The organism is Desulfatitalea tepidiphila, assembly GCF_001293685.1.
Taxonomy (GTDB): domain Bacteria; phylum Desulfobacterota; class Desulfobacteria; order Desulfobacterales; family Desulfosarcinaceae; genus Desulfatitalea; species Desulfatitalea tepidiphila.
The window spans coordinates 378,475-401,503 of record NZ_BCAG01000005.1 but is presented as its reverse complement, the minus strand read 5'-3'; the positions used below and the strand labels follow the sequence as shown (position 1 = coordinate 401,503).

General features: G+C 58.8%; 15 protein-coding genes. 6 read left to right on the top strand and 9 right to left on the bottom strand.

What is annotated here, in order from left to right; genetic code table 11:
* Positions 1–53 precede the first annotated feature (53 nt).
* From DFT_RS19475 to DFT_RS19465, 3 genes are all read right to left on the bottom strand, one after another.
* Entirely contained in the window at positions 54–1,352 is a 1,299-nt protein-coding gene (locus tag DFT_RS19475) for a glutamate-5-semialdehyde dehydrogenase (protein WP_054032926.1), read from the bottom strand.
* A 380-nt stretch (positions 1,353–1,732) separates the two neighbouring features.
* Entirely contained in the window at positions 1,733–3,076 is a 1,344-nt protein-coding gene (locus DFT_RS19470; RefSeq protein WP_054032925.1) for an acyl-CoA dehydrogenase family protein, read from the bottom strand.
* On the bottom strand, positions 3,058–4,410 hold the full coding sequence (locus DFT_RS19465) for a 4Fe-4S dicluster domain-containing protein (RefSeq protein ID WP_076750796.1): 1,353 nt from the start codon (positions 4,408–4,410) through the stop codon (positions 3,058–3,060). The genes DFT_RS19470 and DFT_RS19465 overlap by 19 nt, the downstream gene beginning before the upstream one ends.
* A 624-nt stretch (positions 4,411–5,034) precedes the next feature.
* Here DFT_RS19465 and DFT_RS19460 point away from each other — a divergent pair.
* On the top strand, positions 5,035–5,886 hold the full coding sequence (locus DFT_RS19460; protein WP_054032924.1) for a histidinol-phosphatase: 852 nt from the start codon (positions 5,035–5,037) through the stop codon (positions 5,884–5,886).
* A 19-nt stretch (positions 5,887–5,905) separates the two neighbouring features.
* On the opposite strand, the gene DFT_RS19455 is transcribed toward DFT_RS19460, so the two are convergent.
* Positions 5,906–6,733 (bottom strand): 4Fe-4S dicluster domain-containing protein, encoded by an 828-nt coding sequence (locus DFT_RS19455; RefSeq protein WP_054032923.1) that lies wholly within the window; start codon positions 6,731–6,733, stop codon positions 5,906–5,908.
* A gap of 174 nt (positions 6,734–6,907) precedes the next feature.
* On the opposite strand from DFT_RS19455, the gene DFT_RS19450 reads away from it, so the two are divergent.
* Positions 6,908–8,881, top strand: coding sequence for an ASKHA domain-containing protein (locus DFT_RS19450; RefSeq protein WP_054032922.1), 1,974 nt, complete (start codon positions 6,908–6,910; stop codon positions 8,879–8,881).
* A gap of 55 nt (positions 8,882–8,936) precedes the next feature.
* On the opposite strand, the gene DFT_RS19445 is transcribed toward DFT_RS19450, so the two are convergent.
* Both DFT_RS19445 and DFT_RS19440 read right to left on the bottom strand, forming a co-directional pair.
* Positions 8,937–11,201, bottom strand: coding sequence for a hypothetical protein (locus DFT_RS19445; RefSeq protein ID WP_054032921.1), 2,265 nt, complete (start codon positions 11,199–11,201; stop codon positions 8,937–8,939).
* Positions 11,202–11,386: 185 nt separating this feature from the next.
* The gene (locus DFT_RS19440; protein ID WP_054032920.1) at positions 11,387–12,751 is read right to left on the bottom strand and encodes an MFS transporter; all 1,365 of its coding nucleotides are present in this window, start codon (positions 12,749–12,751) and stop codon (positions 11,387–11,389) included.
* A 337-nt stretch (positions 12,752–13,088) separates the two neighbouring features.
* On the opposite strand from DFT_RS19440, the gene DFT_RS26340 reads away from it, so the two are divergent.
* From DFT_RS26340 to DFT_RS19430, 3 genes are all read left to right on the top strand, one after another.
* The gene (locus DFT_RS26340) at positions 13,089–13,235 is read left to right on the top strand and encodes a hypothetical protein (protein ID WP_161807210.1); all 147 of its coding nucleotides are present in this window, start codon (positions 13,089–13,091) and stop codon (positions 13,233–13,235) included.
* 197 nt (positions 13,236–13,432) lie between these two features.
* Entirely contained in the window at positions 13,433–13,858 is a 426-nt protein-coding gene (locus DFT_RS19435) for a DUF2914 domain-containing protein (protein WP_083453656.1), read from the top strand.
* A gap of 25 nt (positions 13,859–13,883) precedes the next feature.
* Positions 13,884–15,323 (top strand): diadenylate cyclase, encoded by a 1,440-nt coding sequence (locus tag DFT_RS19430; protein WP_054032919.1) that lies wholly within the window; start codon positions 13,884–13,886, stop codon positions 15,321–15,323.
* A gap of 388 nt (positions 15,324–15,711) precedes the next feature.
* Here the strand turns inward: DFT_RS19430 and DFT_RS19425 are convergent, their stop codons facing one another.
* Positions 15,712–16,863, bottom strand: a complete 1,152-nt coding sequence (locus DFT_RS19425; protein ID WP_054032918.1) for an inositol-3-phosphate synthase — start codon at positions 16,861–16,863, stop codon at positions 15,712–15,714.
* A 194-nt stretch (positions 16,864–17,057) separates the two neighbouring features.
* On the opposite strand from DFT_RS19425, the gene DFT_RS19420 reads away from it, so the two are divergent.
* Entirely contained in the window at positions 17,058–17,285 is a 228-nt protein-coding gene (locus DFT_RS19420; RefSeq protein WP_054032917.1) for a hypothetical protein, read from the top strand.
* Position 17,286: 1 nt separating this feature from the next.
* Here DFT_RS19420 and DFT_RS19415 read toward each other — a convergent pair whose 3' ends face one another.
* The gene (locus DFT_RS19415; protein ID WP_076750795.1) at positions 17,287–21,666 is read right to left on the bottom strand and encodes an acyl-CoA dehydratase activase; all 4,380 of its coding nucleotides are present in this window, start codon (positions 21,664–21,666) and stop codon (positions 17,287–17,289) included.
* Between the two features lie 237 nt (positions 21,667–21,903).
* Entirely contained in the window at positions 21,904–23,013 is a 1,110-nt protein-coding gene (locus DFT_RS19410) for a hypothetical protein (protein WP_152972089.1), read from the bottom strand.
* Positions 23,014–23,029: the final 16 nt, after the last annotated feature.

Below are 23,029 nucleotides of genomic sequence, written 5' to 3'. Positions count from 1 at the left end.
GGCCGGCGGCGTTGAACAAAAAGTTGGCGATGGCGCGCCGGTCGACGGATTTCTCAACGGTTGAACCGTTTTTTCAATTTCCTGTGGGTGAAGGGTTTCGGGTGGTCGCCGGCATAATCGGCGACGATGTGACCGTCGCCCATGAGCCGCCACTGGTAGATCAGCAGGCCTTCCATGCCCATGGGGCCGCGGGCGTGAATTTTGTTGGTGCTGATGCCCACTTCGGCGCCCAGGCCGAAGCGGTAACCGTCGCTGAAACGACTGCTGGCGTTCCAGAAGACATCGGCCGAGTCTACGTGATCCATGAACCACACCGCACGTTGCCGGTCGCGGGTGACGATGACATCCGTGTGGCCCGATCCATAGCGGTTGATGTGTTCGACCCCTGCGTTCAGGCTGGGCACAACCCGGACGGAGACGATCAGATCCAGGTATTCCGTGGCCCAGTCGGCCTCGTTCGCCGCTTTGACGTCGATGATGCGGCGGGTGGTGTCGCAACCCCGGATTTCGACATTTTTCGCCGTCAAGGCTTTTTGAAGGGCCGGCAGCACCTGTTCGGCCACGGCCTCGTGAACCAGGATGGTTTCGGCCGCATTGCAGACGGCTACGTATTGGCATTTGCTGTCCACGGTGATGCGGATCGCCTGCTGCAGGTCAGCCTCCCTGTCGATGTAAACGTGGCAGATGCCGTCCGCATGTCCGAGCACCGGGATATGCGTGTTGTCCATGATGTGGCGTACGAAGGCGTTGCTGCCGCGGGGGATGATCAGATCGATAAAATCATCCAGGGCCAGCATGTCGGTGACGTCCGCACGGGTTTCCAGCAGGCCCAGCCAACCGGCCGGCAGACCGGCCTCCGCAGTGGCTTCGCCAATGGTGTCGGCCAGAATGCGGTTGGTGCGGGCCGCTTCGCTGCCGCCCTTGAGCAGCACGGCGTTGCCGCTCTTGAGGCAGAGGGACGAGATCTGCACCAGTGCATCGGGTCGCGATTCGAAGATGACACCGATGACGCCGATGGGCCGGCTGACCTTGTAGAGTTCCAGCCCTTCATCCAATTCGAGGGCGCTGAGTGTGACGCCCACCGGGTCCTCCAGTTGAATCAGGCTCTCCAGTCCGGTGCAGGCTTCCTTGATTTTATCTTCACCAAAACGCAATCGCTTGAGCAGTGGTGCGGCCAGCCCCTCTTTCTCAGCCTGGTCCACATCTTCCTGGTTGGCGGCGACAATGGCGTGGCGATGTGCCGCCAACGCCTCGACGATGGCCTTGAGCGCATTGTTCTTGACCGTTCCATCGAGCGCCGCCATACCGATGGCCGCGGCCTTGGCTTGTCGGGCGACTTCCTGAATATCCATGTTTATGACCTCTGCGCAGCTTGTTTTTGTCAACAGGCCGGCTACATACAACGAAACAGGCAAAATTTCAAAGTCAATGGTTCTCGGCCAGCGATTCTAACTGGAAGTTATTCATTAAATCCGGCCCGGGCGGGGCAGGTGGCCGATGCCACACGCCAAGCGGTCAAGAGCCGGTAAAATGCACGGCGGGCAGCCCAGAAACTCGCTGCGCTCAAACAGTCTGGCCCGCTTGTCCGCCGTTTGCATTTAACCGGCTCTAAGACCGCTGGCTCACGTGGCCCTGGCCACCTGTCCCGCCCAGGCCTGCCACAACCATTGCCATGCGAATTTTTATCAAACAACCACTGGAATGCATGCCCTTCAGGTTGAATCACATTCAGTTAGGACTGCTGGTTCGCGGCGCCGACCTCTTTGAAGGCCGACTGAGGGAAGAAGCAGTAGGGGCATGCTTCCGGCGCTTCGTCTCCGTAATGGATATACCCGCACATGCGGCAGCGCCAGACCTTCTGGCCCTCTTCGGCTTCCAGTGGATTCTGTTCGCGGTGAATGGGCAGGTCTTCCAGTGCCGGCATGACCGGTTCATAGCTCCCGAGCAGGTAGCCGGCCAGTACCACCCGCTGGACCTCGCTGGTGCCTTCGTAAATGCGCAGCAGGCGGACGTCCCGGAGGATTTTTTCCACCGGAAACATCTTGGTGTAGCCGTAGCCTGCAAACACCTGCAGGGCTTCGTCGGCCACTTCCAGGGCCGATTCGGTGGCGTACATTTTTGCGATCGATGCGCTGATGTTGGCGTCCAGCCCCTGGTCCGACTCCCAGGCCGATCGCCAGGTGAGCAACCGGGCGGTTTCGACTTTCTGGTACATTTCGGCAAGCTTGAACTGGATGCCCTGAAAACCACTGATGGGCATGCCGAAGGCTTGGCGCCGCTTGGCATAGTCAATGGCGAATTCCATCGCCGATCGGGCGGCGCCCACGCCGAAAGCACCGATGGTGGGCCGGGTTCGGGCAAAGGTCTTCATGGCCAGCACGAACCCCTTGCCCGGGGGGGCCAGCACGTTGGCTTTGGGCACGCGCACGTCTTTGAAGTGGATGCCCACGGTGTTGGAACAGCGCTGCCCCATTTTGGGAATGGGACGGCCCACGGTCACCCCGGGCCAGTCCATCTCTACCAGGAATGCGCAGATGCCTTTGTGTTTGGATTTTGGATCGATCGTTGCGAACACCGATGCGTAGTCGGCCAGGCCGCCATTGGTGATCCAGTATTTGGTGCCGTTGAGAATATAGTCGTCGCCATCCTCCTCGGCCCGGCAGCGGATACCGGAGACGTCCGATCCCATGGTGGGCTCGGAGGTGGCAAAACAGATCTTTTTGAACTCATGGGCCACCCGGGGCAGGTATTTCTCCTTGAGGGCCTCGTTGTCCGAGAGCAGGAGCGGTTCCATGCCCAGGGAGTTATCGAAGAGCGACGTGGCCGTACCGGCGCAGGCGGCGGCGATCTCTTCGACCACCAGGGTGGCCTCGAGCAGTCCCAGTCCCTGCCCACCGTACTGCTTGGGGATGTTCAGATTGATAATGCCGGCGTCATAGGCTGTTTGAATCACAGGCAAGGGGGTCTGGTCGATGCCGTCATAATAGGCGGCCACCGGCAGCACCTCTTCCCGGGCAAACCGGCGGGCCTTCTCGCGAAGTTCTTCCTGTTCGGGGGTCAGGCGAAAGTCGAGCATTTCGGTTGTCCTTCCTTTGGGTCTTGGGTTGACTCCTTTGGTGTCGTTATGGACGGTTGCCAATGGAGTTTTTCGATCATGGCGGCCAGGTAGCGGGACTGGAGTTGTCGGCCGGCCAGGAGGCGCTTGGTCGGTGGCAGACTGAAGATGGCGCCCAGAAATGCGGCCAGGGAGCGATAGCTTCGCATCACCTGGTTGCTGATCAGTACATGGGGCAGGGTGTTGCGTTCGATGGCCATGAGCAGCACCCGGTGGGCGGTGTTGACCGGCGTCACCACACGCCGGAACCGGGCCATCATCGTGATGGCGTCGGACGGGCAGGCCCGGGCACAGACACCGCATCCGAGACAGATGTCGCTGTTGAGCACCGCTTTGGGCCGTTTGCGATTGTCGGCCTCGTCCGGGGTCAGGACGATGGCCTCCACCGGACACCATTGCGTGCATTGGCCGCAGCCGGTGCATTGCCCGGCATCGATGGCGGGCAAATAGTTGGTTGTTTGGACCGGATGAAACGTGGCGAAGCGGCGTGCCGCGATCATGCCTTCACAGCAGCATTTGCAGCAGTTGCAGACGAAGCAGACTTTTTCGCGGACGTTTTCGCCGAACTGAACGAGGTGGTGGGCCTGGGCGCGCTGCACCATATCCTTCGCCTCGATCACGTCCACCGGTCGCGCGTTGCCGTGCCGGATAAGGGATGCGGCGACCAGATTGAAAGTGAGGCAAATTTCCCGCGGGGCGTCGCACGCATGGCCGAGGTAGGCCATTTTATGCCGGCAGTAGCACAAACTGACGCCGATGTGCGATGCCGTGTCGATCACGCGGGACAAGCGTTCGTAATCGAGCACTTCGAGAGTGAAGGCATCGGGCAGTTGACCCTCATCGACAAATACGCGACCCAATTGCGTTTGCCCCCGGGCAAACAGGGCCTTGGCAAAATCCTCCTCGACGTTGATGTAGCGATAGAGCAATTCGGCAAGAGCCTTCTGGTCGATATCGCCGCGTACCCGCATCATCGAGAATTCAAAGAAGCCGGCCATGGGCGGCGGCAGGCAGTAGGTGGTTCGCCCCGCCTCCTCGAAATCCACGAGCAGGGCCCGATCGCACAGGTCGTCGAGCTTTTTCCGGGTGGTGGCATCATCCAGACCCCAGGCGCGCGCGGCCTGCTCGGCCGTGAAGACCCGGATGGGCAACAGGGCGACCAACCGAGCCTCTTCTTCGCTGAAGAGCAGTTTTAGGATACGGAAAAGCTGCTCGGAAGGCGGAGCGCCCTGGGGGAACCGGTTCAGTCGTTCCACCAAGTTCTGGTAGCCTGAAAAGGAAGCCTCCAATGCCATGGCATCCTCGCGTCGGTGTCTGCGGAGTGAAATCCTGTTGCTTGCCTTTCGGGTGGACCATGGAGAGTTGATTTCGTGAACAAAGTATAACAGGGCGAGGCAGGGGTGGCAAGCATCCTGTCGCGTCGTCAGGGACTCTAACTGAATGCTATTCATTAAACTCGGCCCGGGTGGGCAGGTGGCCGATGCCACACGCCAAGCGGTCAAGTGCCGGTAACATGCACGGCGGGCGGCCCAGAAACTCCCCCGGCCTGCGCCTGGGTCAAACAGTCCGGGCCGCTTGTCCGTCGTTTGCATTCGAGCGGCACTACCCCGTGTGGCTCGCGTGGCCCTGGCCACCTGCCCCACCCGGGCCTGCCATCTCCGTTGCCATGCGAATTGTTTTAAAAGACTTTTGGGAAGCATGTCCTTCAGGGTGAATCACATTCACTTAGAACTGCTGTCGTGTCGTCTATCCGAATCCCCGACAGAGAGCGGATGAAATTGACAAGCAACCCGCTCGGCTCTATGGTGCCTGCTGATGAAAATCGAGCACGGATGCCGCATTTGCGAACCACTGCGGGCGATGCGGCCATGGGATCCATCATGGCGCGGTAACATGCCAGCGCTGAAAGGGCGAACATCATGGCAACGATTGAACGGGTATCCATACATGGGGGGCATAGCGGCGAGTTCTGCAGCCACGCCGAAGACCGACTGGAGGAGGTGGTCCAGGCCTATGCCGACCAGGGGTTCGCGTGGGTGGGGTTGACCGAGCACATGCCGCCTAGCGCGGATGCCTATCTTTATCCCGAGGAGCGGCAGGCCGGGTTGACGGCGGCGGCCATGACCGAGCGTTTTGGCCGATATATGGACGAGGCCCGACGCCTGCAGCGGCTCTATGCCGATCGCATCGAAGTTCTGGTCGGTTTTGAGACCGAGGCCACTCCCGGCGCGATCACACTGGCTGAGCAACTGATCGTAGTGTATGCGCCGGATTACATCGTCGGCAGCGTTCACCACGTGGAGGGCATCCCCTTCGATTACAGCGAAGCCGAATACAGGCGGGCCGTCGAGGCACTCGGCGGCATGGAAGCGCTTTACTGCGCCTACTTCGATCGGCAGCACGAGCTCATCGAGCGGTTGAAACCCCAGGTGGTAGGGCACTTTGATCTGATTCGTCTTTTCGATCCGATGTATCGGCGCAACCTGATGTATCCGGAAGTGTTGAAGCGCATCAAGTGCAACCTGGAATTGATCCGCGACTTAGGGCTGATTCTCGATTACAATGTCGCGGCCTTGAAAAAAGGTGCGTTTGAACCCTACCTCAGCCAGCCGATCCTCAACCAGGCATTTTACCTGCGGATTCCGGTGGTGCCGGGCGACGATTCCCATGGGGTGGCCACCGTTGGATTGCATCTGGATGAAGGTATACGGGTATTGGCAGAGAGGGGCTTCAATACCCGCTGGCGCAAGCCGGTGCGCCCGTCCCGGTGACGGCATCCACGGCTCACCGTCAGAATCTTTTTCCCGGTGCCAGATTGACCTCCGCATAACGTCGGGCCAGTTGCTCTATGTCCTGGGTCGTGATCAATTCGCCGAAGCGTTCGCCATGCCGGGACTTGGCTTTGTAAATGTCGATGCAGTCGGCGACGACATCGATGACGGCCGTTTCGGGGTAGATGCCGGGCAGCTCCATGGCCAACTGGGGATGGCGGCCCAGTTTGCCGCCCAGTTGTACACGGAACCCACTGGAGGCCTTGATCAGGGTACCGGTGGGGCAGACCGCGATGCATTGGCCGCAGGCCACACAGCGGTCGTCCGACAGGACGGGTTGGGCGCCGTCCGGCCCCAGACGAATGGCCGCCTCGCGGCATGTGGTGACGCATGCCTCGCATCCGCTGCACGCCTCGTCTCCGATGGCGGGCAGGGCGGCCGCGATGATGCCGATATCCTTGATCTGGGGTTGGGAACAGGCGTTGGGACAGTGAGCCATGGTCACGCGCAGTTCATGGTGGAACTTGAGATTCGCGATGCCTTTGGATTTCAAAAAGGCGAGCAGATCGGCCGATTTCAGCACCTGCTCGATCCGCTCGGCCAGGGCCTCGGACGTCCCGATCTGGTGCGGGCACCCCGACGGTCCGAAGCAGACGTCGAACTGGTAGCCTTTGACTTCGGCGGCCATGCCGGACAGAAAACGCTTCTGGCTGGCCTTCACTTCGGCCAGAGTGACAATGGATTTGCCGGTTTGGCGCGCCTCTTCCGCCACACGCGCGCGAACGCGTTTTCTTACGAAGAAGGGCACTTTCTGAATGGCCGCTTCGGCCTCTGGAGTCCACTTCATTTTTCTATATCCTCTGTTTCCCCTTGGAACACGGCTACTAATCTAAGCTCTATGGCACCGTTGTCCATAAAAATGTAGTTTTAACTCCAGGAATTATTCGCTATGGTGAAGAGACGTTAAAAAAGAATACCTCTTCGGGCGGTCTGCACCGTGATGAATCATAAGGAGCTTGTCATGAGTAACGTTCGCGTCACATTCTTGCCCAACGACATCACCATCGAAGTCCCACAGGGAGAAATTTTGCTGCGGGCCGCCATGGCTGCTGGTGTCCATATCAATGCCTCGTGCGGCGGTGAAGGCATATGCGGGAAATGTCGGGTGATCATCGAAGAAGGGCCGACCGAGAGCGAGCCTACGGAAAAAATCACCCCGGAAGATCGTGCGCGCGGTTATCGGCTGGCGTGCAAGACCCGTGTCACCGGTGATGTCCGGGTACGGATACCGGTGGAGTCGGCCGTCGACATATCGGCCTTGTTGCGCAAGTCGCCCCGTCAGACCGCAACGGTCCGACAGATCGGATTCACCGAGATCAAGGAGCAGGGCCTTTTCGTGCCAGCCGTAGAAAAACGCTACCTGGAACTGACTCCGCCGGACGCACAGGATCACCTGCCCGACGTCACCCGCCTGGTCAACCATCTGCGGATCCACCATGACGAGCATGGCCTCGAAGTCGAGCTGCCGGTGATCCGCAAGATACCGTCGGCTTTTCGTGAGCAGGATTTCAAGGTGACCGTGACCCTGGCCCGGCCGGTGCGTGAATCGGGAAAGACCCAGATCATCAATGTACAGGCCGGCGACACCACCGGACAACATTATGCCGTGGCCATGGACATCGGCACGACGACGATCTACGGGCAACTGGTCGATCTGAACACCGGCGAGGTGCTTGCCGAGCATGGTGAATTCAACGGCCAGATCAGCTATGGCGAGGATGTGATCACGCGCATCATGTTTGCCGAGAAAGGGCCGGATGGCTTGCAGACCCTTCACCGTGTGGTCATCGACACCGTCAACAAGGTGATCGCTAAGATCGTCAAGCAGTCCAAGGTGACGCGCGAGAACATCTCCTTGATCACGTTGGCCGGCAACACCACCATGACCCAGTTGCTCCTGGCCGTGGAGCCGCGTTATATTCGGCGATCGCCATACGTGCCCACCGCCACCATCTATCCGCCCATCCGCGCCACCGATCTGGACATTGATCTGGATTCCCATGTGACCGCCCTGGTCTACCCCCAGGTGTCGAGTTACGTGGGCGGCGACATCGTGGCCGGCGTGATGGGTTGCGGCATGTACCGCACCGAAAAGTTGACCCTGTTCATGGATATCGGCACCAATGCCGAAGTGGTCATCGGTAACAAGGATTGGATGGCCTGTGCGGCTTGCAGCGCCGGCCCGGCCTTCGAAGGGGGCGGCATCGAATTCGGCATGCGGGCCGCCAAGGGCGCCATCGAGGACTTTTCCATCAACCCCGAGACCCTAGAACCCATGATCGCCACCATCGGCAACGTCCGGCCCAAGGGCATCTGCGGATCGGGCCTGATCACCATCGTGGCCACCCTGTTCGAAAACGGCGTGATCGACAATCAGGGTAAGTTCGATCGTGATCTGAAAACCGATCGTATCCGCGAAAACAACAATGTCTATGAATATGTGCTGGCCTACCAGGAGAGCACCCAGATCGATCGCGACATCGTGATCAACGAGATCGATATCGAAAACCTGATTCGCGCCAAGGGCGCCATCTTCAGTGGCTGCATGACGCTGTTGAGCGAAGTCGGCATGGATTTCGACAACGTGGAGCAGATCATTCTGGCCGGCGGATTCGGCAGCTATGTGGACCTTGGGCGGGCCATGGTGATCGGCCTGCTGCCCGAGGTCGAACCCGAGAAGGTAGTCTATGTGGGCAACAGTTCGCTGCTCGGTGCGCGCATGAGCGCGTTGACCAACAGTGTGCGTCAGGAGGTGGTCAGCGTGACCAACATGATGACCAGCTTCGAACTTTCAGAGACCCACTCTTACATGGACCATTACTACGCGGCGCTGTTTCTGCCCCACACGGATTTGAACCGGTTCCCGAAACTGACCAAACGCCTGCAGGAGCAGCGTGAAATGATCGCCCGGATACGCGCAGGGGAGGGAAAGTAAACCACTTGCCTGTGGGCTGTCCACAAATCGGCCAATTGGGTATTTGTAGTGAGCCCTAGCTGCGGAATTTGATAAGTTTGACCGCTTCATCCACCCACTCGGTGATGTGACGCACCTGGGCGCGGTGCTGGCGGTCGTTTTTCAGCCGTCCGAAGGTCTCTTCCTGGGTCTTGATCGATTCTATCAGCGGTACATCCTCCATGGTGCCCAGGCTGCCCACACCTCGCAACGCGACCCGCAGGTTTTGCATCAGGGGGCCCATGCAATTGGGACTCTCTTTGTGCCCGAAAATTTCGGACCGGGGGTCGCCGTACTCGAAGGCGGCCGAGCGCAGGATCGCCTTGCTGGTGTCGCCACCCACCAATGAGAGAAAGATATAAAGTTCTCTTTCCAGATTGAGCAGCATGGCGGCCGGTATGCGCTGGCCGCTGGTTTCGCCGAGCTGAAGCGCTTCCATCAATTTTTTGTGGATCGTTTGAATTTTGGTGGAAAACGCTTCATGGTCCTTCTCGATCCGCCAGGCGGCGTACTCGGCCATCAGGGTGTCGATCTTATGGCGGCTCAGCACAATATCCTCGGGGGTGATGTCATAGTCGGTCAGTGACTTGTCGCTGTGCACGATGAGGTTGGCCAGCATGATCGCCTTGTTGTCCGAGTACTGGACCGTGGCCGAATCGCTGCTCAGGTCTTCCAGGAGAATCTTCAAGGCGCGTTTGGGTTGATTCATTTGGGTCGTCAGACCCTGCAATGCGTTGAGAAAGGCACTTCGATCCTGGGGTACGACCACGTCTTTCATATGGTGCCACAGGAATTGAAAGATTTTCTGTTCGTATTGGCGGAACAGCGGCACCGCCTCGGCAAAAGCGCTTTTCTTGAAGCGCCCCTCCAAGCTGAAGCACCCCTTCAATTTTACCACCAGCGCCTCGGCTTCCTCCCGGGCGATGCGGAAATCCTTGGCCAGAATCTGGTAATCCTGGTCCGTGAACTGGATCGGGTGGTGCACCATGCCGACCATTTTTTTGCGCGTGGCCGAACGCCCTTTGTAAAAGGAGACCATGCGATAGATCCGGCTGTCCACCGCCTCCCGGGGCGGTGTCTTGCCGGCCGAACGCTCGGTCCCTGTGTCCTCGACCACATGGATGTCGTCAATGACATGGTCTTTGACCTGATCGAGGCGAACTTGCAGGTTTCCGAGAAGCTCCTGGGTCAGTTGGGGCTCCTTGTTTCCCTGCCCGGCGGCATGGAGCAGATCCGACGACAGGTGGAGACGCTCTCCCAGCAGGAAGGTGTTGATCTTGGCAAAATCGTCGGCATAGACGCTTTTGATCATCTTGGCCACTTTTTGCGGCGACGCACCGGCCAGTTCCAGGGCCAACTGGGCGATACGGAGTTTTTCCGGTGAAACGATCTGGCTTTCGGATTCGCCGAGCAGCCATTTGATATTGTTCAGCTCGATGGGCGGCGATTTGACCTGGGCCCGCACTTTGGGCAGTTCCAGGGCCGCGTTGTAGACGCCGGTGTAGCGCCTGACTTTAGCGGAGGCGACCTGTTGCCGCATCCATTGATCCACCTTGTCCACCAGGCGCTCCATGGATTTGGCGCCGAGGCGGTTCAGGCCGGCCATCAGGGTCAGATTGGGGTCTGGATAGAGGTTTTCGTCGTTGATGATGGGGACCATCAGGCGTTGCCCATGGTCATCGACGCCGATGGGTTGGCCGGTCTGCCGCGACTGACGGAATCCGGAGAGAATCTTCAGGCACAGCCGGTAGTCGGGCAGATCGTCGGCAAGGCGATCGGAGAGGCGGATGAAGATATTGTTGACCCCGTAGTCGGCCAACAAAGTGGATGCTTCGAGCAGTTGGTCGGGCAATTTGGACCACTTGGGGCTGTTGCGGCGGGCCACGTTCGGGGCGATGGCGCTGTCGACCACATGATGGCCGAAGACCACTTCATAGTCGAATTTGTCCGGAATATCACTCTGGGGCGGGGCGCCTCGATAGCGAATCAGCATGCATCCCAGGTGCCCGGGCAGTCGGCCCATTTTGCCCAGGACCGCCGATAGCTGTTCGAACACCTTGCCCTCTTGGTTGTGGTCGGCGGAAAAATCCTCATTGACCAGGTACCGGCTGAGCAGGTAGGTCGCCTGGATCATCAGGATGCGAACGGCATCGTGTCGTTTTTGTTCGGCCAGCAGACTGTGCGCCAGATCCTCCATGCCCGTCGGGGAGCCGAATTTTTGATGCGCCTGCAGTCCGCCGAATTGTTCAAACAGTTGCTGGGCCTCCGGGTCCAGCTCGATGTCTCTCTCTTCTTCCATCATGCCACCCTCTTGTATTGCCACACCGCGCGGGGCCCGATGCGGGCGCCCGCCCTAACGATTTTTTGTGTTTGCACCGACCGATCCCTGCACGCGAGGATCGGATATAGGGATCATCGTGTAATATCGGCCCAAATGCGAAAAGGATTAATATGTTTCGGCAAAAAGGGCGGGTTGGAGTGACTGGATCAGGGGATGTCGAAACGGGCGGCGTCTAATTTCCCTTTTTCCTCGTCCACGAAATAGAGCAGGACCGCGCCCAGCAGAAACAGCACCAGCACGGCGATGATACTGGTGCGGGTGGCCAGCAGGCTCGTGCGGGCCATCTGCTCTACGGTGGCATTGGCCGGCAGCAGGAAACGTTTGACCGCCAGACCGGTGAATCCCATGAGCGCCGGACCCATAATGGCCGCAAACTTGCCCAGCATGTTATAAAAGCCAAAGAATTCGGCGCTCTGGCGTTGGGGAATGAAACGGGCATAATAGGATCGGCTGAGGGCCTGGATACCGCCCTGCACCAGACCGATGGCCGCGGCCAAGACATAGAATTCAGAGACCCGGGTCATGTTGGCGCCCCAGATGGTCACCAGCACATAGACGCCCAGGGCCAGATAGATCGAGCGGCGCACGCCCCAGTAACGTCCGAGCTGTCCGAAGAGCAAGGCCGATGGAAATGCGATGAATTGGGTCACGAGGAACGCGCCGATCAAGTCTTTGAATTCAAATCCGAGGGACATGCCGAAGTCCACCGCCATTTTGATGATCGTGTCCACGCCGTCGATGTAGCACCAGTAGGCCAGCAGGAAAAGAAATGCGGTTTTCAATTGGCGGATCTTTTTGAAGGTGACGACCAATTGCCGCCAGCCAGAGGTGATCTGTTGGGCCAGTGGCGGGCGAAGCCCGGTCGGGTCAGCCGGTAGCCAGGCAAAGGTGACCAGAGCGAACAGGCCCCACCAGATGGCCACGCTGGCGAACGAGAGGCGCACGGCGAGGGCCGGATCGGCGATGCCGAAAAGCTCCGGTTTCGTGGCCATGATCACGTTCAACACCAGCAGCAGGCCGCCGCCCAGATAGCCCAGTGCGTACCCCAGGCTGGAGACCTGGTCGAGGCGTTGGGCCGGTGCGATTTGGGGGAGCAAGGCATCGTAGAAGACGATGGCCCCGGCAAAACCGATATAGGCCAGGGCGTAGCACGCCAACGCCAGGGTCCATTGCCCTTGGGGAATAAGGGCCAAACCAGCGGTCAATGCCACGCCCAAGTAGGTGAATCCGACCATAAAACGCTTGCGTCGGCCGCTGCGGTCGGCAATGGCGCCCAAGATAGGGGCCATGAGCGCCACCAGCAGGCTGGCCGCCGCACTGCCCAACCCCAGGCGTGCGGTGCTGAGATTGACATCGACCCCCTGGCTCCACACTTGCTTGAAAAAACCGGGGAAAAAGACCCCCATCACCGTCGTGGCAAAAGCAGAATTGGCCCAGTCGTAAATCGCCCATCCCCATATCGTCCGTTTTTCATGCGGGTCCTGGTGCTGTCCGTGGTGCGGTGTGTTCATTCAGTTTCTCCTTGAGCACATCTCCGTATCATGGTGGAACGAACGGTCGTCGATGGTCATGCACAACCTGTAATTGTGGAGGGCAAAATCAGGGGGCGATATTAGCATGCCACCCCCAGGCGCCACAAGTGATAGCGGCGGTGCCGAGCGATTCTAACTGAATGCGATTCATTATACCCGGCGAGTATAGAACAGGTGGCCGATGCTGCAGGGCATTCAAAAACGACTAAAGCTCGTATCGGCGCCTGGCGATATTAAGGGTACCGAGCCGCGCCCGAGGCTGTGTTCCCATCGTGTTGCGGAGAGGGATGGACCTTACCTACAGAAGGGGGTTGCCGTGAAAAAGAAAGAGATCATTTTTTTTGACGAGCTTGGTTTTGGATGGGTCGTTGACAAGGCCATGATCCAGATGATCCACGATAAAAGCGAAAACAAGGAGGTGATTGTGGAAAAGACGCTGGCCGATCTGTTGCGGCGGCCCTGACCCCACGGAGCTGTATCTTTTCTGTCTTGCCGCCCGCCTTCTCCTCCCCCGCATTTTTCCTTGTTCCTGACATCCCGAAAGCCTGATGGTTTTTAGTCCGAAATGGATCGCGGGATGCTTTTTCCTTGCAAAAGTCGGCAATTCCGTTAGAAGGAATTTTTTAAACCTTTAATTACAGGACCTGAAGATAAATCGCGATGAAACGCAGATATGTTGGTTGCTGGATCGTTTTGGTTTTTCTTTTCGCCGGGTTTTCGAAGGCTTTTGCGGCCGACGATGATTTTGCCGCCCAGGCCAAACCGTTTCGACTCGTGCGGGCCGCCATGTGCGAATCGATCGAGGGATACGAACCCAAACACGTTGCCGCGGCTTTTTCCATCAATGTCGGTAGAATTTCCTGCTACAGCGCTTTTGCGGGCGTTGCTCAAACCACCTTTGTTCAGCACAAATGGTTTCGGCGTGATGAACTGGTCACTGCCAAGCGCCTGACACTCAAGCCACCCAGCTGGGCGACTTACAGCAGCGTTCAATTGCGCGATGACGACAAGGGGCCCTGGCGCGTTGAGATCCTGGATGCCGAGGACGAACTGATCCAGACATTGCGATTCAGTGTCGTTGATTGAACCCAGCGTTTTGTGGTTGCCTGCTATGAACTTCCTCTTTGCTTTCTTCCACTCCATCCGGTGGCAGGATATTGTCGATATCCTGTTGAACGGATATATCCTGTTTCGTCTCTATGTGCTGTTTCGGGGCACCAACGTCATGCGTGTGTTGGTCGGCATCGCCCTCTTGTGGATATTCCAGCGAATCGCCGTGACCCTGGGCTTGATCGTGACCAGTTGGGCCATGCAAGGCATCATCGCGGGTGCGGCGCTGATCATCGTGATCGTATTTCGCAACGAGATCAGGAACGTCCTCCAGGCCAAGAATTTGAAGGCCCTGCTGTGGGATTTTCCCCACAAAACCGTGCGGACCCCCATCGACAGCATCGTGGAAGGGGTCTATGAATTGGCAAGAACCCGCACCGGCGCGCTTATCGTGATCCCGGGCAAAGATGACCTGGACGAGATCATCCAGGGCGGTGTCACATGGGGCGGCCTCATCTCCAAGGAGATGCTCCTTTCGATTTTTTACAACGGGAATCCCGTCCACGATGGCGCCGCCATCCTCGAGAACAACCGGGTGACCCGTGTGGGGGCCATCCTGCCATTGAGTTTGAGGGATGATTTGCCCCAATACTATGGGACCCGTCACCGGGCGGCGGTTGGAATGGCCGAGCAGTCCGACGCGTTGGTCATCGTGGTTTCCGAAGAGCGGGGACAGGTGGTAGCGGCCAAGGGGCAGACTTTCGTTCCGATTTATGACAACTTGTCCCTCAAAAAGACCCTGGCGGCGCATGTGGGCGCGGGGGGCGCCAACAACCAGGGAATTCAGCGCGAGCGCCGGGAGCTGGCCGTGGCCGCAGCCATATGCTTTTTGTGCATGGCCGGGGTCTGGTTCAGCATTGCCAAGGGCATGGAGACATTGACCAGCGTCGAGGTGCCGCTGGAGTATTCCAATCGTGATTCGGGAATGCAGATCATTTCCACATCGGTCAATACCGTGCGGCTGCATTTGAGCGGTTCGAGTGCCTTGATCGGATCGTTGCGTGCCGACCAGGTCAAGGCCAAGCTGGATCTGAGCACGGCGGTCAATGGAATGAATCTTTTCAGTCTTTCCAGGGACAACATCACGCTGCCGCCCGGGGTGCGGTTGAACCGCATCGAGCCGCCTGAGGTGCAGGTGGCCTTGGATGTGCCCACCCGGAAGGAACTTCCGGTCCAGGTGGATTGGGTCGGTGCCTTGCCGGACGGGTTGATTCTCGAAAGCGTCTCGGTCACGCCGAATCGCCTGGCTGCCATCGGCACCAAGGGGCTACTCGAGAAGATCAGCACCCTCTACACAGAGAAGGTGAAACTGGACCGGCTCACCGTATCGGGCCAGGTCGACGTGCCGGTGGTGACCAAAACGGGCGTGCGTCTGGCTGGCGACTCCCCCGGCCAGGGCAAGGTGACCGTGCGGTATACCATCCGCCGTCGCGACGCATAGGACAGAGCCCCACCGGCGTATTAAGACACCCCAACACACAGCAATTCTAACTGAATGCGATTCACCTTTAAGGGTGCGCTTCCCAAAGTTTTTTGATTAAAAAAATCGCATGGCAATCGAGATGGCAGGCGTGGGTGGGGCAGGTGGCCAGGGCCACGTGAGCCTGCGGTCTTAGAGCCAGTTAAATGCAAACGGCGGACAAGCGGCCCAGACTGTTTGAGCGCAGCGAGTTTCTGGGCCGCCCGCCGTGCATTTTACTGGCTCTTGACCGCTTGGCGTGTGGCATCGGCCACCTGTTCCACCCACGCCGGGTTTAATCAATCAAGTTCAGTTAGAATCCCTGGCCAACGCATGATTCGCTTAACATGAGGGATATCTGCAGCGAGGGTCAGCTGCCGCTTTGGGCAGCACGCAACGGTTTGACTTGACGGACCTCGACCTGTTTTGGATGCTGTCGGATAAAGGCTTCGATCAGTCGATAGGCCTCATCGTCATTCACCTGCCGCGGAGGATGCTTGCAAAAATAGGCCGAAGGGCCTTCCAGAACGCCTCCTTCGCCCCGAGCCAGGGCCATTTTGGCGCACCGGATGGCATCGATGGCGACGCCGGCCGAGTTGGGTGAGTCTTCAACAGACAGGCGCAGTTCCAGATTCATGGGGACATCGCCGAACAGACGGCCTTCCATGCGGATAAAGCAAACCTTGTTGTCTTTCTGCCAAGCCACATAATCGCTTGGTCCCACGTGGATATTTTCATCGGTCAACCGTTCGGCGGTCACCGACTGCACGGCTTCTGTTTTTGATTTTTTTTTGGAAGAGAGTCGTTCTCGGTTGAGCATGTTCAAAAAGTCGGTATTGCCACCGGTATTGAGTTGATAAGTTCTTTCGAGTTTTACCCCTCGCTTTTTAAACAGGTCGGTGAGGACGCGGTGGGTGATCGTCGCGCCGAGTTGAGATTTAATGTCGTCGCCGATAATGGGCAGCCCCTTTTCCTTGAATCGACCGGACCACAGCGGGTCGCTGGCAATGAACACCGGAATATTGTTGATGAAAGCCGTGCCGGCGTCGAGAGCGCACTCGGCGTAGAATCGGGAGGCCTGCTCGGAACCTACCGGCAGGTAGTTGAGTAACACTTCGGCGCCGCTATCAACGAGTGTCCTGACGATGTCGGCTTTGTCCGGCTGGGGCAGGTCCGCTTCGAGAAAGGTGCGCTGCGCGTCATAGTCCCGCATGTGGTCGGAGATGCCATCCATGACGCGTCCCATCTGCACGATGGTGCCGCTGGCCGGGACATTCTTACAAAATGTGGCGGTGCAGTTGGGCTGGGCAAAAATGGCTTCGCTCACATCCTTGCCGACCTTGCGTCGATCCACGTCAAAGGCCGCCACGATCTCGATGTCGTGGGGGGTGTAACCGCCCATGTCCCAATGCATGAGGCCAATGGCCTGTTCGGAAGATGTATTGCCATAATAGGCCAGTCCCTGCACCAGGGCGCTGCAGCAATTGCCAACACCGATGATGGCAATCTTGATTTTTTCCATGAGGTCGTCTCTCCCTGCGCCTGTCGATCGAATCGTCGTTCTTTGCCGTGCCTTGAAGCTAGAATGGCATGCTGTTCATCTGCGTAAAGTGAAACTAATATTGGACAGGTTGCAGCTGATGGCAATAGCGTACGGTTCATTTGCTAAAGTATCGCGTCACAGGTGCCGATGAAGTGATCAGGAGGTGACCCGTTATGGTGGATATCATCGTAGGCACGGTTGCACCCGTGCACAGCGACCCGAACCAACAGGAGAAGAGGCGCCAACCTCAGCCGTCCAAAGCGATCCGGCAGCGGGATCGCCGCCAGAACCGGACCGATCGCCGCCAGAGCGTGCGGGATGGCGTCGTGGTGACGCTCTCCACCCGGAATGATCGGCGCAAGCGCCCGGATCGCCGCAAGGTCGATGCGGAAAACAGCTAAATCAGTTTCGCAGTTTGGCCGAGAGCATCCGCAGATGCATGCGTTCCGCCCGCAGGCAGAAGGCTTCGAGCTTGGCATGGATCAGCTGTGGGAAAGGCGATCCATCGCTCTCGATGGCCAGAAACGGCAGATCGTGCACATCGGTCAAGGCGGCCATGAGTTCTTCATTATGGGGTTCGGACGCCAGTTTATCTTCACCTTTCATGGCCTCGTTCAAAAGCGATTCGGCCAGGCGATTGGGCATGCAGCCGAACGGGCCGATGGCGATGACACCGCAGGAGACCGAAGCCACCTCTTTCAGGGAACTGCCCACGGTAAGAATGGCTTCACCGGCCAGATGGGGTGAAATATAAGGCCTGGCGGCATCCATGATGTCTTCGATGTCCGCCGAATGGGATGCCACCAGACCGGAGGAGGCCAGAATCGTCCTGATCCGCCGTTCGTCCTTATGCATGAAGTGCTGCTTGATACGGGCGCCGATTTTGTTGCGCCAGCCGATGGGCCCCCGATCACTCAATCCCTTGTTGACCAGGTAATTAGAATAGTGAACCCATTCGGCCACCGGTGCGCACACGGCGGCAAACCCTTTGTCTGCCAGTTGTTCGGTCAGATATTGCCGGGAGAGGCCGTCCCGGCGTACGAATATCTCTCCCATCAAAGAGATCACCGGCACCTCTTCCATCGGCCGCTTCAGCGGAATGCGCGCCAATCGGGCGGCTACCTCGGCCAGGGTACGTTCCAGGACCTCGAAGCGTCCCTTGCGGAGGGCTTCCAGTACGAGCGCGTATTGCCGCTCGAACAGGGACGTGGCCGTGTCCCTGGCCTGAGCGTTGGCCAGCAGCATGGCACGGATATCCTCGAAGATATCGGAGATCACCACCGCCCACCATCCCTTGCGGTGCAGACTGGTGGGCAATCCTTCGTAGCCGTCGTCCGAGGAGAGGGAGAACATGGCCACATCGGGGATTTTGAGTTTGCGCACCAGATCTTCCATGAAGATGTAATACTGTCCGAAGCGGCATGGCCCCGAGCCGGTGGGCATGAAGTAGAGCACCACTTCGTCCGGCTGTTTCTGGTGGTGCAGGTAATCGAGCAGGGTGCCGGTGGTGAGAATCAGCGGCAGGCACTCCTTGCAGGTGGTGTTGCCGCGGCCCAGCTTGAGGATCGCTTCGTTGCTGGGCGCGTGGGCGTGGGTGTGAAACCCACTGCCGGCAAAGACGGCGGCGATAGCCCGGGTGGCCAGGTCGCCCATGGATGGAAAGAGCAGCTTCACCCGGGGGTCGGTGTAGGGCAGCGTGCGGCCCTGTGCGTCGATGACGCTGAAAACGCCGTCGTGAACCATGGTGCGGGCCGGTCGATAGTCTTCGGCGTCCGAGGGTCGATCGGGTGCCGTTGCCTCCAGTTGGCGATAGGCGTGCACGATATCGAGAAAGGCCTCGATGCGTGTCTCCAGCCCGGCGTCGGCCGTGTGGCTGTCCAGTTCGAGGGTCAACGAGGGCTTACGACCCATCAGGTTTCTGAAATAGCCGACCAGAAACGAATCGGGGCCGCAGGAAAAATTGGTGATGTAGGTGCCAAAGAGCTGGGGATGGGATTTGATCAGCCTGGCACCGGCCATGATGCGTTGCCCCATGCCCCAGTACATGTGACGTTTGGTCGGTCGGCCGGACAGATCGAGAAAATCGAGCGGCAGCACCATGATGCCGCGGCTGGCGAATTTGTGGGGGATGCCCTTGTGGGCCTCTTCCACAAAACCGTTGTAGGGCCTTGCGAAAATGACCACGCCGATTTTTCGCGTGTCATTTGCCAGATCCGCCAGGGCCTGGCGGCCGATATCCTCCATTTCCGCCTGGCAGGCCGCCATGACGGCCAGGGCCTTTTCAAATGCCTGTTCCGCCATGGATTTGGATATTCCCATGGCCGTCGCCGTACCTACCAACGGCTTGCGCGCATCCTCCAGGCCTTTTCCCAGTTCGATCAGCGGCGCGAAAATTCGGGTGCCCTCGGATTCAAGGCGTTGGATAAGCGGTTTGAAAGTCGACTGCAGGTAAAACGTCTCGCCCTGGACCAGGGGACAGACCTGGGCGCTGAGCGTATCGTCGAGTCTCGGCACCGATTTGAAATGGGGCATGAAGATCGCCGTCAGCGGTAGATGGCGGGTCAACAGATCGTGGAAAAAGCCGTGGGCCAGCTCGGACGGATAGCAAAATGGCGCATTGCGCTGATCGATACCGGCCGGATCGGCCGTGTCGGGCAGCACAGGGGTAAATCCCAGGCGGCTGAAAAAGTGGGCGTACAGGGGGTAATAGGTGTTGACCAGGAAGCTGCGGTTCAACCCGATCCGGCCGCGGTAATGTGGCGCTGACGGGTCGGGCGGAACAGGCGCGTACTTGCCGAAGACGAGCTGTTGGCGCACGCGGACCAGATCGAGTTTGGCCACATCGAACCGCTGATTGCGGCGCATGTTGTCGTAGCGGTTGCAGGCGCCGCCGAATGGATAGGTTTTGCCTTCGATGATGATGCGGGTGATTTCACAGCGGCGATCGCATTTTCCGGCGCCACCCTTGCAGATAAATGACTTTCCGTATTGGGTTTCGCGATCGGCCAACACGGCCAGGTCGAAACGGCCTGGTTTCATCAATCCGTTGGTGATGCGTTTTTGAACTTCCAGGGCGGCCCCGAAGGCGCCCATCAGGCCGGGTTCCGGGGGAACGATGATGGGTTTGCCGGTCAAGGCGGCCATGGCCAGGGGAACGGCCTGATTGTAGCAGACGCCCCCCTGCATGAAGATCTTTCGACCCATGGGGCGGTTGCCCTTGACCCGGTTGTTGTAGTTCATGCAGATCGAATAGACCAGGCCGGCCAGTATATCTTCATGGGCAATGCCGTCATGAATGGCGTTTTTGATGTCCGACGAGATAAATGCGGCACATTGATCATTGAAATTGGGAGGCCGTCGCGCCCCCAGGGCCACCGGTGCGATTTGGTCCATGGGCACGCCCAGGGTCTCCAGGGCCGATTCTTCCAGAAACGATCCGGTGCCTGCCGAGCAGGCCTCGTTCATGGCATAATCGGACGGCACACCGTTGGTGATGTAGGTGTATTTGGCATCCTGGCCGCCGATTTCGAATATGGTATCCACGTCCCAGTCGAAATAGACCGATGCCGTGGCATGGGCGATGATTTCGTTGATCACGCCATCGGTCAGGGCGTGCAGGCCGGCGATCTGGCGTCCGGATCCGCACACCCCCAACCCGATAATTTCGATCTGATCGGGGTTGACCCGGCTTTGGACCTGTTCGAGAATGGCGCGGTAACAATGACGCGATGCGCCCACCGGATCGCCGTTGGTCCTCAGATAGACCGAGGCCAGCAGGGCATGGTCCTTCTGGCGCAGGAGCACGGCCTTGGTGGTCGTGGAGCCCACGTCCAGGCCGAGCAGGCAGACATCTCCATCGCGCACCGTGTCATGGGTCAATTGCTTGAAGGTGACTTGGTCTTGAAACTGCGCCAGGGGCGGCAGGATATCGAAACGGTTCTGCTGTTGGCCAAAGAGCCGATCCACGCCGGGAAAGGGCTGGGGTTGATTCTCCAGCGCCCACAGTGCCGCACCCAGTGCCTCGAAATAGGGGGCCTCGTCTGGAATGATCAGCCCCGGAATGGCGTCGCGCAGATACCGCACCATCATCTGGTTGCGGGCCGTGCCGCCCACGAGCATGAGATCGCGACGGTCCACTTTTTTGAGCAGTTCCAAGATCTTGTTGGCCATCATCTGGCCGAGTCCCGCCGTGACGCGTGCCTTGGGAACGCCCTTGTTGGTTGCGTGGGTACAATCTGATTTGCAAAAGACCGAGCAGCGCCCGGAGACATGGTAAGGCTCCGTGGTTTCGGCCCATTGCCCTGCCTCTTCCAGCGTCACATTCATGCGGCGCAGTTGCTGCAGGAAGAATTCACCCGTACCGGCGGCGCATTTGTTGCCGGTGAGCACATTGGTGATCCTGCCCGCTGGATTGAGCTGGTAGACCATGAAGGTTTCGCCGCCGGCGGAGATCACCGCCGGGCAATTGACATCGGCGGGTTTGAGGTGGTCGTAGGCATACTCGACCGCCTGGGGTTCGGGAATGGAGGAGAGGTTGAGAAAATGGCGGAATTTGCGGCCGGTTGCCGCCACCCGGTCGATGCCGTTCCAATCCATCGTTCCCATCAGTTTAAACAGGGTCTGCTTCGGGTCGCCATCGTGCGGTCTCACGATGTGGTCGATGATGACCGGGCGCCCATTTATTTTTCGGGACGATTCGGTCGTTCGATCGAGTTCAAGGCGAACCAGGGAGACCGAGGATGCGCCCATACACAAACCTAATGCTACGATTGGCTTATCCATCTCAGACCTCCGGCCGTGGCGGGTTGCATCCATCACGACGTTACGGCCGATCCGTTGAAGGGGGTACAATGCGCTAATATGTGGAATATCGATTGATGATCGTCATGCCTAATTTTGCACCATCGACGGCCGTGGTCAAGACCTTTGAGGTGCAGGGGCATTCACACAGGATGTAACAGGGGCACGTGCCCAGAGGGAGGCGGCTGGGCAACGGCTGCGCTTTCGCAGGCAGGGCAGCTACTTCTGAGTATCTTTCCTATCCTCCTGGCAAGACATTCTCGTTTGCAGCTCCTGTTGGATTTGCTTGAGTTGGCCCCCGATGGTGGCGCTTACCCAGAAAAAAGCAAATCCCAGGATGCCGGTGGCCAGATAGGCGAAGCCGAGCAGCAGGGCGATGGGAACCGGTCCGTTGCTGGTAGTGATGGCCGCCTCTACGTCGGCATGGACATCGTTGAGGGTGATCCATGACAGTACGGCCCCTGTCAGGCCCACGATCAACACGAGCCACGCGGCGCCGGGCAGCAGGCGCATCAGCGAGATGCCGGGCTGGAGATGGGCCTTTTGAGCCGCGTAAGCGGTCCATTCAGGTAGATCCCGGGGCATGCTGTCGCTATCGTTCTCGGTCATGCTTTGGCAAGCCGTATCGTGCGCCTCTGATTCTGCCGTCGGTTCGATCGTCATTGGATCGGAGGGTTCCAGATTGGCGGCTGCCATTGTCGGTGGGTCGGATAGCATCGTCGGCGGGGTATCCTTTCTGGGTTGTTTTTCCGAAAACAGGTTGTCACCGGGGGCCATTTTTGCAAGCGCGTCGGTCACCGAAACGGTCGCCTTGTTCTTGCGCCTGGAAAGCCGATCTTGGTCCGGGGCATGTTCCGAGGCATCACCGCCCATTTCGGGACGAACGACGCCGAACATCGTCAGCCTTCCATTTTTGAAGCCGTCGAGGTCAATCGTCGGATCTTTGACCCGGATGGCCGCTTCGGCCATGGTCCGGTCGTCCGGTTCCTTTTTTTCTTCCATCTGACGACGCTTCCATTCCGCCTGACGCTGGCGTACGCCTTCGGCAGCCAGACGCCGAGCCCGCTGGAGGGTTTTTTCGGTTCGTTCATCTTTTTGACGGCCGCTTTCCATTCGCTGCCGCAGTCGTTTTTCAACGCGCTCGCGAGCCCGCTTGAGGGATGCTTCGTGAACCGGGCTGGTTTTTTTTGCAGGCCCTGGATTAGCAGGTGTTACCGTCTCGCCGGGGGCTGATTTGGCGTAAACCACGCCGCAGGCGGGACACTCTGTCGCCGGTGCGAACTTGTTGTCGTTGGGCTGTCGCTCGTATCCGCATTTAGGACATCTCATCTTGGGCCTCGTTCAT